10 protein-coding genes are annotated in these 12,735 nt (G+C 45.9%); 4 read left to right on the top strand and 6 right to left on the bottom strand.

The window, feature by feature from the left end; all coding sequences use genetic code 11:
- Positions 1-25: 25 nt before the first annotated feature.
- The 3 genes from L5M11_RS12655 to hldE all read right to left on the bottom strand — a co-directional run bounded on the left by L5M11_RS12655 (position 26) and on the right by hldE (position 2,911).
- On the bottom strand, positions 26-505 hold the full coding sequence (locus tag L5M11_RS12655) for a TetR family transcriptional regulator (protein ID WP_263175820.1): 480 nt from the start codon (positions 503-505) through the stop codon (positions 26-28).
- A gap of 151 nt (positions 506-656) precedes the next feature.
- Positions 657-1,484, bottom strand: coding sequence for a hypothetical protein (locus L5M11_RS12650; RefSeq protein ID WP_168822583.1), 828 nt, complete (start codon positions 1,482-1,484; stop codon positions 657-659).
- A complete protein-coding gene (gene hldE, locus L5M11_RS12645) occupies positions 1,481-2,911 on the bottom strand; it encodes a bifunctional D-glycero-beta-D-manno-heptose-7-phosphate kinase/D-glycero-beta-D-manno-heptose 1-phosphate adenylyltransferase HldE (RefSeq protein WP_028761811.1) in 1,431 nt (476 codons plus the stop codon). The genes L5M11_RS12650 and hldE overlap by 4 nt, the downstream gene beginning before the upstream one ends.
- A gap of 103 nt (positions 2,912-3,014) precedes the next feature.
- Between hldE and L5M11_RS12640 the strand changes: the two genes are divergently transcribed.
- Positions 3,015-3,941 carry an LpxL/LpxP family Kdo(2)-lipid IV(A) lauroyl/palmitoleoyl acyltransferase gene (locus L5M11_RS12640; RefSeq protein WP_168822581.1) on the top strand — a complete coding sequence of 309 codons (927 nt, stop codon included), beginning with the start codon at positions 3,015-3,017 and terminating at the stop codon, positions 3,939-3,941.
- Between the two features lie 90 nt (positions 3,942-4,031).
- On the opposite strand, the gene L5M11_RS12635 is transcribed toward L5M11_RS12640, so the two are convergent.
- Positions 4,032-5,762, bottom strand: a complete 1,731-nt coding sequence (locus tag L5M11_RS12635; protein WP_105251569.1) for a potassium/proton antiporter — start codon at positions 5,760-5,762, stop codon at positions 4,032-4,034.
- Positions 5,763-6,647: 885 nt separating this feature from the next.
- Here L5M11_RS12635 and L5M11_RS12630 point away from each other — a divergent pair.
- Positions 6,648-7,562, top strand: coding sequence for a L,D-transpeptidase family protein (locus tag L5M11_RS12630; protein WP_105251568.1), 915 nt, complete (start codon positions 6,648-6,650; stop codon positions 7,560-7,562).
- A 92-nt stretch (positions 7,563-7,654) separates the two neighbouring features.
- On the opposite strand, the gene L5M11_RS12625 is transcribed toward L5M11_RS12630, so the two are convergent.
- Entirely contained in the window at positions 7,655-8,482 is an 828-nt protein-coding gene (locus L5M11_RS12625) for a M14 family metallocarboxypeptidase (RefSeq protein ID WP_105251567.1), read from the bottom strand.
- Positions 8,483-8,698: 216 nt separating this feature from the next.
- Between L5M11_RS12625 and L5M11_RS12620 the strand changes: the two genes are divergently transcribed.
- On the top strand, positions 8,699-10,117 hold the full coding sequence (locus L5M11_RS12620) for a M16 family metallopeptidase (RefSeq protein WP_263192282.1): 1,419 nt from the start codon (positions 8,699-8,701) through the stop codon (positions 10,115-10,117).
- A complete protein-coding gene (locus L5M11_RS12615) occupies positions 10,114-11,679 on the top strand; it encodes a M16 family metallopeptidase (protein ID WP_263192279.1) in 1,566 nt (521 codons plus the stop codon). The genes L5M11_RS12620 and L5M11_RS12615 overlap by 4 nt, the downstream gene beginning before the upstream one ends.
- A gap of 44 nt (positions 11,680-11,723) precedes the next feature.
- Here the strand turns inward: L5M11_RS12615 and L5M11_RS12610 are convergent, their stop codons facing one another.
- Positions 11,724-12,521, bottom strand: coding sequence for a polymer-forming cytoskeletal protein (locus L5M11_RS12610; protein ID WP_263185895.1), 798 nt, complete (start codon positions 12,519-12,521; stop codon positions 11,724-11,726).
- Positions 12,522-12,735 lie beyond the last annotated feature (214 nt).

Here is a 12,735-nt window from a genome sequence, read left to right as displayed (position 1 = left end):
ATTTTTATATTCATTGGTCAGTCTATTATGCTGCTTTTGCCAAATCAAAATTGGATAGCAACATCACAGCTGTACGGCCTAATAGGTGGTTGATCGTGCGATCGCCCGCTAAGCCTAACTCAGCAATCGCTTGCTGACGCGCTGTACTCACCGCTCTAAAGAGGGTAATTTCATTATTCGCACCACCACAAAGACTAAAGAACAGTCTTAATACTGCGCGGTAATGCTCTTCCTGCATTGCCTGCATCCAGGATGTTTCCAATGCCTCTTGGCTAGAAAAATCCAGCGCAGCAACAAATAGATTGCCGATACGACTATCTAAACGAACAAGAAAATCGCTTTTGCGTGGAAAATGGTGACTAATACCTGTGCGACTAATACCCGTTGCTTCAGATAACGTAGTATAAGACATAGTCTCAAAGCCGATAGTCAAAATTTGTCTTAACGCTTCATCCATAATTTGATTTATGGTTTGCTCAGTTTGTACTCGCGAGCGCTTAGCCATAGTAATGTCTCCCCTCTTATTTTTAGGGGGAAAGCTTACCAAAGCCGCTCAGGGATTACTGCTGTTCACTGGGCCGTAACCAGCGTATTTCACTTTTGTTCAGCTAGGGTTCAGTTTAAAACAGGCTTCACCACCGATTTAATTAACACATTCATAACATTGAATTTTGTACCAACCAGTTATGTGCTTTTTCTTCGCCCATGAGTAAAACGAACGTCGGTTGGAGATAGTGTCCAAGATCAGCTTTTCGCCAAAATAGATATTCAGGAAGGGGTTGCAATACACTCGCGCCAAAAGTGCGTTGCATTAAGCTCGAATACTCACCTAATAATCTCGGCTCTAATTGCTCGGCTTTAGGGTAAAAATTCGTTAAAAAGTCCCGATATTCGGCAAATTTAGCCACTTGAGCAACATCGTATCGATGCAACACTTGTATCAACATTGGCGAACTCCAATGCGACAAGTATTGCGGGCTTGTTAATGCATCAAGATTGCGTCTGTGGTATTGCTGCCACGCCAAGGCAAAATCATTTTTCTCCCGTGCGATACGCCAAACCAAATAAATGTCAGCTAGCCATTCATGTTGATATGCACTCAAGTGAGTCGGTAACACAGAGCCTTGCAGAGCAAGGTTCTCCAAATGACCGAGCTCATGCCATAGGGTTAATTGCGGCTGTTCAAGCAAAGGTAATTGGTAGGTCACCATATCGACACTGGCTAACTGTACTTGCGGTGTCCGCTGCTCATTCACTAAGACTAGGCCCGCAATCTTATTGTCATCGACGGGTATGACCATGGCACTTCTGCGGCCTAAATCAAGCCTAAATTGTTCGAGTGTTGCAGGAAGCTGCGCCAACACTTGCTCTGGCAATAATGCCAAGCAAGTGCCAAGCTCTGGTAAAGGGCAAATCAAAGCCTGCTTATCGGCAATGGGCGTCCAAGTCAGGCTAGATGCGAATGCCAGAGCGACTAAGCTCACTGATTCGCCATGATATTTTGTATAATCGCTGTCGTTGATATGCCATCCTCAAAGCCCAGCACTTGCACTTGGCCACCTGCGGCAATCACTTCAGCGCCACCCGCGATATCTTCAAGCTTATAGTCGCCGCCTTTAACCAGTAGATTTGGCAGCAATCGAGTAATGATGCGCTGCGGCGTATCTTCACTAAAAGGCACAACCCAATCGACAGAAGCTAAGCCAGCGAGCACAGCCATACGACGATCAACCTGATTAACTGGACGGCCTTCACCCTTGAGGCGTTTAACCGAGGCATCATCATTTACCGCGACGATCAAACGATCGCCCAAAGCTTTCGCCTGTTTAAGATAGCTCACGTGGCCCGCATGTAAAATATCAAAGCAACCATTAGTCATCACCACACGTTCACCGCGTAGTTTGGCTTGCTCTAAGGCGTAGGCCAGTTGATCTTCACTCACCACCCCAAAACCCGATTCTCCATGGTGCAAAGCTAGGGCTTCAATAAGCTCAATGCGGCTCACGGTAGAAGTGCCAAGTTTACCTACCACAACGCCAGCGGCGGTGTTCGCAATTGCGCAAGCCTGCGGTAAATCGGCGCCCGCGGCTAATGAGGTTGCTAAGGCTGAAATCACAGTATCGCCAGCACCCGTCACATCATAGACTTCACGGGCAACGGTAGGAATGTGCAACTCAGGCGCATTAGCGGTCACTAAGGTCATGCCCTTTTCAGAGCGGGTGACTAAAATGGCATCAAAATGATGTTGCTTGAGTAAGCCACGGGCTTTTTCCAGCAGGTCGGCTTCAGAGGTCACAGTGCCAACAACTGCTTCAAACTCGCTCATATTTGGGGTAATTAGCGACGCGCCATGATAACGACCAAAGTCACTGCCCTTAGGATCGACTAATACCATCACACCTTTCGAACGCGCTAATGCAATAAAATCTCGCGGCTGATCGATAGCGCCCTTTGCATAGTCGGACAACACCACAACATCGACAGAATCGAGTAAGGCCTCGGATTGTTTCAATAAACGCACGCTATCGGCCTTGTCGAAGGCTTCTTCGAAATCGAGGCGGATAAGCTGCTGATTTCGTGATAACACCCGCAACTTAGTGATGGTTGGTTTATCAGCAATACTTAACCATTGGGGTTCAACCCCTAAAGTTTGCACACCGAGCGTTAGGGCATGGGCAGTATCATCTTGGCCGACGAGCCCGGCAAGTTGGACTTGCCCTCCTAAGGTCGCGATATTGAGCGCCACGTTGGCCGCGCCGCCGGGTCTGTCTTCGACTTGATTAATCTTCACCACAGGTACGGGGGCTTCAGGGGAGATACGTCCCGTAGGGCCAACCCAATAGCGGTCTAACATCACATCGCCGACGACTAACACTCTGGCTTTTTCAAATGCTGGCAGAGAAACCTTCATAGTGCTCTTATCTTTATGCAGAAATTAAACCGTGATTGTACCTAATTTTCAGCAAAAATTGAGTTAGAATGAGCAGTAATTTTCAAAAGTAGTGAGTATTTTTGTGGTCGAGAAAGCCGAGTTTTCATCTTCTTTATATCATCCTAAGCATTGGCCCATGTGGTTTGGCGTATTTTTGATGCGTTTAACTCAACTTCTACCGCTTCCTTGGCAGATGACGCTGGGTAAGGGATTGGGTCGCTTAGTGATGAAATTCGCAGCTGGCCGCACCCACACAGCGCGCCGTAACTTGACCCTCTGTTTCCCTGAAATGACGGAAGCACAGCGAGAAGATTTACTCACGCGTAACTTTGAAGAAACGGGCAAAGCCATTTTCGATACCATCAATGCATGGTGGTGGCCCGATGAAAAAGTGCAGCAGCACATGAGTATCAAAGGCGAAGAACACGTACAAGACACGTTAAATGCTGGCCACGGAGTTATCCTCTTTGCCGTGCATTGTTTACCGCTGGAAATGGGCGCACGTATCTTCGGCCAATTCCAACCCGGCGTGGGGGTTTATCGCCCACACAATAATCCTGTGATGGAATACCTGCAGGTCAAAGGCCGTTTACGCTCGAATAAAGGTCTTGTTTCTAAACGCGACTTGCGCCAAATGATACGCTGCCTACGCAATCCCGATGTGATTTGGTACACGGCCGATCAAGACTTTGGCCGTTCCAGTGCGGTATTTATCCCATTTTATGCCATGCCAGATGCGGCAACGATTACCGGTGCCACCACGTTAGCTAAACTCGGCAAAGCCAAAGTCCTACCTTTTTTTGTGGAACGTACTACAGATGATAAAGGCTATCGAATTGAAGTGATGCCACCGCTGGATAATTTCCCCGGCGAAGATGAATTAGCCGATGCCATTCGCGGTAACAAGATTATCGAATCCATCATAGATAAAAACCGCGCCCAATATATGTGGTTGCATCGCCGCTTTAAAACCCGTCCCGACCCAACAGACAAATCTTTATATCAGTAACTCATCCAGTTTTTGAATACAAAAATGCCAGCAAATAAGCTGGCATTTTTATAGTAACTTTCGATAGTAAGGGCCATCTAGCACATAAGATTAGAGCGCATTCTCAGTCGGTAAACGAATACCTACGTTAGTGACTTTGCCTTCATATAACCCCGCCACCACCCAATGCAAAGACTGCCAGTGGAATTGATCCCCAAGTACAGGATTGGCGCCAAGCTGAGATACCACAAGGTCTGCGACTGTCATATCATCAGCGAGATTATCTAAACTCAAACCATAAATAGGCGCGAGATCCGCAAGCTTAACGTCTGTTTCAATAAAGAAATCACCGAAGAATCGTTGTACTTCTTTATTTTCTGGCGCTTGGCTAAAGAGGTTACTCAAGGCTTCTAAACTTTTCTCCTGACCCAGCACACAGAGTATATCGCCCGCTTCGAGGCGAGTGCTACCCGATGGATGCAGTAAAGTGTCATCCCTAAATACCGCCGCAATCCGTGTCCCATCTGGCATAGCTAAGCGCTTTAGCGGCTCACCAATACACCACTTACTTTCACTCAAACGATAGACAAACACTTCCCATTCGCTGCTCGGGTAAATTTCAACTCCCGAGCGCGAAACGGGTAACGGCTTTGGGGGCAGTTCCACCTTAGCTAAACGCGCTGCTGTGGTCAAAGATGCACCTTGAACCAGCAACGACACTAATACAACGAAGAAGGCTAAGTTGAAGTACAACTGAGCACCCGGTAAGCCCGCCATCATAGGGAATACTGCTAAGATGATAGGCACAGCGCCGCGTAACCCCACCCAAGAAATAAACCAGCGGTCGCGACTGCTAAAGCTCTTAAATGGCAATAGACTGATCCATACGGCGACAGGGCGAGCAAATAAAATCATTCCGAATGCCAGAGCAAAACCTGGGATCATGATATCGACTAAATCTGAAGGGGTAAGCAATAACCCTAATACGAGGAACATGCCGATTTGACTGACCCAAGTCATACCATCCAGTACGTTCAAAATCGCATGACGGCCACGGGTTGGCTTATTGCCGAGGAACAGACCCACTAAGTAAATCGACAGAATACCACTACCACCCAGTTTGTTGGACGCAGCATAAATAATCAGACCACCGCTTAAAACTAAAATAGAGTACAGACCATCAGCTAACTTGCTTAAATTGACGAGCTTCCACAGCATCCAGCCGCCGCCTAAACCTAAACAGATCCCCAGACCAAATTGCTTAATAAAGCTAATAAGCATAAAGCTGAAGGACAACTCACTGTCGACATTGGCAAGAATGGCAATCAAGGTTACGGTTAAGAATACCGCCATGGGATCGTTACTGCCGGACTCAATTTCTAAGGTCGCACCAACCCGCTCGTTAAGGCTACGCCCTTTAAGCAGGGAAAATACCGCAGCGGCATCGGTCGAGCCCACAATCGCGCCCACCAGCAAACCTTGCAACCAATGCAAGTCGAACAACCATGCGGCCATCATGCCGGTGATACTGGTCGTAATGGCAACGCCAAAGGTCGCCAACGATAATGCAGGCCATAGCGCCACCCTAAAACTAGCAACGCGGGTGCGCATACCGCCATCGAGTAAAATAATCGCTAAGGCTAAGTTACTGACTAAATAGGAAGTTGAATAATCATCAAACTGGATTCCACCAAGTCCATCTTCGCCAGCCAAAATACCCACAGCGAGGAAAATCAATAAAATAGGGATGCCCAAACGGGAAGACATAGGACTCAGTAAAACACTCACTGCTGTAAGCAAGGCGCCAATCAGAAAAAAACTATTGATGGAATCTGCATCCACAAACGCCTCCTTAATACAGGTTGTTTAGTTAAACGATAGACAAATCACCGAGGTTAAAAATGACTCAACTCACAATTTTATGATTTTATATTAGCACAAAAATATCGAATTATTGGAGCGTTAAATATTAAATTTCAATCATCTACATAAAAAATGTCATAAAAACAACTTTCTATTAACCTTTAGATAAAGGCTAACGTAAAACCTAAAGGATAGCAGAACATCTCCACACGACTTAATAAGAATTAAAAGAAATAAATATCAAATAGTTAAAAATAACAAACTGAACGTAAACTCAAATCATTCAAGCAAAACTCAGCTCACAAACCTGTATAAACTAACGGTATCATGACCAATTTAGTGTCAGATAAAATAATGTCGTGTAAAGGGTGAATATTTGAACATTATCCTTAAGCTAATTGTTTTAACTCCATTTATTTGCCAATGAGATGATTTAAACTCACTTTATCCGATGAGCAATAGCCTTGTGAGAAAAGGACCACACACTGTTTTCCAAAACAAATCAATTCAGTTCCAGTAACGCCATACATGCTCGCCATTCAAACAGACACGTTTTAGATTGGTTAACACTGCAAATATTTTTCATCAAGCAGGAAGACATACACAAGACAATTGAGTACAGCAGGTTTTAACGACAAGACTAAATACTGACAATTGACGCCGCCAAGGAAAACCGTTAAAACAAAAAATTAAGCGATAAATACGCCGTACTGATCATATTTCAGTTGAAATAATGTCCAAAATAAGGAAGGATGCGAGCTTCGCGCGCCAGTGCATTTTGCTCGTCAAATTGCCGCTCTCGTTTTAAGAGAGAAAGCTGCGTTAAACACGCTTTTTTATTAACAGGAATCGTAGTATCCGCTTATGAGTATGCTTCGCACCACAGCTTTATTATTGACTTTGGTTTTCCCTAGTCTGTCCGCTTTAGCAACGGAATATCCTTTACCAGCCGCCCAAAGCAGGCTAATTGGCGAGAACCAGTATTATACGGTTCCAGAGGGTAAACACACTCTCGAAGATATCGCAGCCAAATACCAGCTTGGTCTCAGTAACCTACTCGAAGCTAACCCAGGTGTGGATCCATTTCTGCCAAAACCAGGTAGCCAACTGATCATTCCATTGCAATTGATCCTGCCAAACGCTCCCCGTGAAGGCATAGTGATCAACGTGGCTGAAATGCGTTTATATTACTATCCAAAAGGCAAAAAGACTGTTGAAGTGTTGCCTATTGGTATTGGCCAAATTGGTAAAGACACACCAGAAAACTGGGTGACCACTGTACAACGCAAGCGTGCGAATCCAACTTGGACACCCACACCGCGCATTCGTAAAGAATATGCTGCTAAAGGTGAAATCCTGCCTGCGGTATGGCCAGCCGGTCCAGATAACCCTATGGGACTGTATGCGCTGTATATCGGCAACTTGTATGCGATTCACGGTACTAACGCGAGTTTCGGTATTGGTTTGCGTGTCAGTCAAGGTTGTGTGCGTTTACGCCATGAAGATATCGAGCATCTATTCAAGACTGTACCAGTGGGAACCCGAGTACAATTTGTGAACCAGCCGATTAAAGCAACCGAAGAGCCAGACGGTAAACGCTACTTAGCCGTGCATCAACCATTGTCTCGCACTGTGGCGGAGTTTGAATCAAATGAGCCCGTTGCGATATCACTGCCAAAAGAGATCGCTAAGTTTATCGCTAAAGCTGACACTGATTCTTCTGTGATCAAGAAGCTACTCGATGAACGTACTGGTGTGCCAATGCGAATTAATCAATAATTCACTGGCGAATATCACCTAAAAAAATACCCGCAATCTGCGGGTATTTTTTTGTCATGTCAGGCTATTCACTAACGTAATAGACTAAAATATCAATCACATAAAGGTGCACACAGGGCCAAGAAGTGAGTCATAGCGGCACTGTTTGCTAATACGCGTTGATCGAAGTTTTGCAACGCAGGCGTTTCAGTACAAGCACCGACACGAGCACCACTTCGTACTAAACAAGCTTCAAAAGACGTATCAAAATGATTGAAGATCAAACCATCCTTAACAGGACACCCATCAATCTCACCGTCTACCGCAATCGGGAAATAACCACCTAAAGTATCGCGTAGATCGAGACTAAAACGTCCTGGCACTTGGCTTGGCTCAAAAGAATACACATAGGCTTCACGACTCAAGACATCTTCATGGCAAGTTAAAATACCGTCTCGACTCGCAGCAAGCAGTAACTGTGCGTGCTCTAACAATAGCTTACCTTCAACCGATGTATGTTCATTCGCTTTAGGTTTACCGTTCTCAAATACAAAACCACGATTTGGGTTTTCGCCGTATTTATTAAATCTATGACCACGACTGAATCCAGTAGGATTGACGAGAGGCAATAAACTCAAGTTCACCCGTTCAAATAGGTCTGCTGAAGCTTCACTCAAAAAATGCAACAAACCCCATGGGCCTGCAGATTCTTCGCCATGAAATCCTGTGCTGATCAATAAAGAAGGTAAGCCTGACTTAGCGGCCGGTGACTGATACAAGCTAACATCGTATTTACCCACTTCACCCAATGTTTTCTCAACCATGCCCAAACGGGTCATTTCCTGCTCAAGCAGCAGATAGAAATTATCAATATCAGTGCTTTCACAGTTAAAAATATCGCTTTTCCACTGAAAGGATTCGAACGGAGATCTGCTTACCATATCTTGTACTTATGCCAGAAAAAGAACTGTGCCATCATAGCAGTTCTTTTCAAAAACTGAATGCTATTCAACTGATTTCGATGAAATCCGAGCAGTCGTCGACAGTGGTGCAATCTGTATCGATACCTGCGAATGTATCAATTGCCTGTCGTTAATGGTATCCAGCTTGAGTAAGACATTTGACAAATTAAAAAATAAGCTCGGCAGGACGCACTTATGAAAACTCAAATCACCTTTTTTATCGCCCTTTCGGCCAGTGTTTTCAGTCATACGCTACAGGCCCAATGTCGCGCCGAGCAAGATGCACAAGCCTTATATGCGATCGAAGCGAATATAGAGACCTATACGCTACAAAATGGCCTGACAGTGCGATTACTGCCCATGGCAGATAAACAAACAGTCACAGTCGCCAGCCAATTTAATTTAGGCGCCCGCAACGAAGCCCAAGGTCAGAGTGGTTACGCCCATCTGTTTGAGCACATGTTGTTTAAAGGGAGTGAAAATGCCCCCGGCGATACCTATGCTCAGCAGTTCAGTGCTTTAGGTGCACGTTTTAATGCCAGCACGCATTTTGACTACACCAACTACTATGTGACGCTGCCAAACCAAGCATTAGAACTGGGCTTATATCTTGAAGCCGATCGCTTTATCCGCCCTAGCCTTAACGCCACTACGGTTAAAAATCAGCAGGAAACCGTACTGCAGGAAATGGCACAAACCATAGATAATCAGCCCTATATCCGCAGCGCGATGGCGTTTTTACTCGAGCAAGTAAAAGGCACTCCCTACGGTCACGGTATTATTGGCAGTCGCGAAGATATCTTGCAAGCCACACCAGAAAACCTAACAGCCTTTCACCGTGCTTATTATCGTCCCGATGCGATGCAGCTTTCCCTTGTCGGCAAACTAAGCCCACAAACCCGACAATGGATTGAGCAAAATTTTGCGGCTTGGTCTAGGCCAACGATTGCTGAACCTGAATTTTCTGAGTTAACAATCCAGCCTAAACAAGTACATGCTGAGTTAGTTGATGAGCGCGGACCTTGGCCCGGATTACTGCTCGCTTGGCATACCGTAGGTAAAGATCACCCCGATGCTGCGGCAATTCGGCTGCTAGAAGGCTATTTATTTCAAAACACCGCCAGTGCACTCGCTAAACTCAGTCTGCATAATCCCGAACAAATGCTCAGCTACTCCCTGCCCTTTGAGTTAGAAAATCACGGCATAGCGAATATCGTCTTGGTTCCACGGGCACGGACCTCACTCGATGCCTTAGTGCAAAAAGTATTGGGACTTGTGGCACAAACGCAGCAAGATGCTCTGGATGAAGCAAGTCTTTGCACACTTAAACAAGTGTGGTTAAACAATCAATTACAACAACTGGATGACACACAGGCCTTAGCCATCAAGCTTTCCGCAACGTCGCCTCAAGATAAAGACCATCCCTTTACCGCGCAGTGGCAACGGATCAACGCAGTCACGGCCGACGATATCCAAAGCGTCGCAAAACGGTATTTCAACCAAGATTATGTCCGAGTCGACCTACTGCCACCTTGGTATATTCGCTGGGGTAAAACGCTACTGGAATGGCTGCCTAACGATATGAGTGACAGTTTAGAGGATGCGGTATTATGACGACTCAGACAATGTCAAAGCAGCTACAAGGCTTAATGTTCTGCGCTGTGGCTTTATCACTAAACGCCTGCCAGCAGACGCAAATCGTCTTCACGCCGAGCGAACCGCCGAGTTTGGCCCATTTTGAAACGCCAAACTCTTTAGCCCATTCTTTGCCTAGCTCTTTGAACAATCATTTACCCAAAAGCAGCGTCATTATCCCCGTAACGGATGAAATTTTTACCGATGAAGTCCATACCGAATTGGATTTACCCTATCAGTTACATCGCCTTGCCTCACTTCAAATTAATAGCAGTGTGAGCAACAGGGTCAGTTTAGCGGCAGTGAGCCCGCAAGTTCCCTTCAATAATCCTGATATTTTACAGATTACCTTTCAAGAAAAGGCCCGCGCACTTGCCATTAGCCGCGCAGATCCCTGTCTTGAGACTTTCAATATGCGTGTCAGCTTGCACAGCATTAATTTAAGCCTCACTTGCCCCGACGATGTTAACCATATCTACGGCTTACTACTGCAATTTTGGCAGCCAGATGCCTTTGTTGATGCGACAACCGCCCCCGTCGATGTCGACAATATTCGCCGTCAACTCAAGCTCAATAAACACTTAAACGCCTTTAGTGGCGCCGAGATAGATAAAGTGTGGCGCGATAAACTGCTCGGCCCAGAACATCCCTACAATAGAGTGATCAATAATAATGCATTGTTCGATTCACTCAGCCTAAGGCAACTACAACAAATCCAACAGCAGGCGGTAACACAAGCACAGTGGCATCTTTTTCTACCCAACTCTTTGGCAAATAACGCTAAATTTGACCTTCAAGCTAGCCTTAAACTGTGGCCATTATTGCCTAATTCAGTGCCGAAAGCGGATAAACCAGAGACAGTAAAGCCTCAGCAAATCAAGCGGATTTACCTTATTGATGCGCCGGGCAGCGTGCAAACCCAAGTCCGCCTAGGTTATGCCATAGATCATGTCCTAAGTGATGCATCAACTCAGCAGCAACTGAACCCACAGGAAGTCGCCTTAAGCTGTCGCAGTTTATCCGCACTCATGGGCCGCAGTTTTTCGGGCAGACTCTACTATGATTTACGGGAAAAACGCGGCCTCACCTATGGCATTTATGGCCAGTGCGCCAATGCACCGCTGTCCAGCAGTATCAAGTTTTATGGCAGTACAGCCATAGAAAATACGGGCGCGTTTGTGGTGGGCATACTCGATCACCTAACACTCGTTAAGACGCAAGGTGCTAGCCAAGGTGAAATCGATGCACTTAAAACCTATTTGATCGGTGAAGATTTGCTCAGCCAAGACAACAGCATTCAACGTGAAAACCAATATATCCACCAAGTTGCGACAGGATTAACTCAAATTGAAGTTCAGCAGCTAAATGCAGGATTACAGGCTCTAACACCCGAAAGGCTACAACAGTTAGCAAACGCGGCTTTTAGTGGTAATCCATTGATTATTTTGCGGGGCGATGTTGATCGAATTCTTCCTGACTTAAAAACCAAGCTAACAGAGTGGCAGTTTGAAAGGGTCAAGGTTGGCCTAACTGACAACTAAAGCCAAATAATCCTTCTAAAAGATTCAAATGCGCGATCGACAGATTAGAGCTTATTGGTCGCACTGTCGCTGGCTGGCGGTGCGCCATTATCACCCAGCGTCATCTGTTCATGGCCTTGTTCCATTTGTTGTAAATCTTCCATCGCCGAATCCTGCTGCATGATCTGCGGATCAGGATCATCTGCCGGTAATACCGCCATATTGTCAGCATTCGCGCTATTTAGCGTAGCAGGTTGATCAGGAGCCATACCATTTACTGCCTTAAGCCCCTCGATTGCCGGAGACGCCTCAGTTTTCAGCGGGCTGTTACTAAGATTCGGTAACCACTCACGCAATTGCTCGGGCCCAAAACTAAAACCTAACGCTATGACGACAGTTGCCACTGCAACATACAGCCAAGGGCGAATCGCCAGATGATCACCTCTTAGCAAAGTGCTTTCACTGGCATATAAATGCGCATCCGAGCGTTGAGCTATTGGCGCGAGTGCTTGTAGCATGTCCGGCAAGGCATCGAGTTCAGGACCTTTAATGCGCTGACCAATAAACTGCCCACCTTCGTAAATCTCCATCTGATGACTGGCGACTTCACCGTCAACCACACCAGAACTGTTAATAATCAACTTATTACAACAGACTCTTCCGCGAAATACGCCACAAACACGTAGCTCATTACAACTGACTTCACCAGAGATTTCGCCGCCAAGTTCGATCTTAATTTGTCCTGCTGATCTAACCTTGCCCTGCAATTTACCCGCAATGAATGCCGCGCTCTCTAACTGAATGTCGCCCTCAATCAAGGTTTGTGCACTGATAACCGTAATGCCATTGCCCTTACTCGCCATAGGATTCATTCCATATCATTATTTTTGTGACAAAGATGTTATGGTAAAAGTCCTCGAGAATAAAGCACTGGTTTCGCTTAGTATTTGACCTAAGCTCCAGAGCGGGACTTAAGTCACGCCAGCGACTATGTTACCCTGCGCATCTTGCCATATGGCTCCCGAGTACCTGAATATGAGTAACAGGATGCCTCAAAAAGGTGAGTGTTGATATCGC

This window comes from Shewanella sp. SM87, assembly GCF_025653705.1.
Lineage (GTDB): Bacteria > Pseudomonadota > Gammaproteobacteria > Enterobacterales > Shewanellaceae > Shewanella > Shewanella oncorhynchi.
The sequence above is the reverse complement of the archived record's forward strand: the minus strand, read 5'-3'. Positions and strand labels throughout refer to the sequence as shown.

What these genes read in the sequence shown, in the direction of transcription:
- L5M11_RS12615 (WP_263192279.1), top strand. Translation starts at nt 10,114, where the DNA reads ATGACGACTCAGACAATGTCAAAGCAGCTACAAGGCTTAATGTTCTGC.
- L5M11_RS12655 (WP_263175820.1), bottom strand. Translation starts at nt 505, where the DNA reads ATGGCTAAGCGCTCGCGAGTACAAACTGAGCAAACCATAAATCAAATT.
- L5M11_RS12630 (WP_105251568.1), top strand. Translation starts at nt 6,648, where the DNA reads ATGAGTATGCTTCGCACCACAGCTTTATTATTGACTTTGGTTTTCCCT.
- hldE (WP_028761811.1), bottom strand. Translation starts at nt 2,911, where the DNA reads ATGAAGGTTTCTCTGCCAGCATTTGAAAAAGCCAGAGTGTTAGTCGTC.
- L5M11_RS12620 (WP_263192282.1), top strand. Translation starts at nt 8,699, where the DNA reads ATGAAAACTCAAATCACCTTTTTTATCGCCCTTTCGGCCAGTGTTTTC.
- L5M11_RS12625 (WP_105251567.1), bottom strand. Translation starts at nt 8,482, where the DNA reads ATGGTAAGCAGATCTCCGTTCGAATCCTTTCAGTGGAAAAGCGATATT.
- L5M11_RS12610 (WP_263185895.1), bottom strand. Translation starts at nt 12,521, where the DNA reads ATGGCGAGTAAGGGCAATGGCATTACGGTTATCAGTGCACAAACCTTG.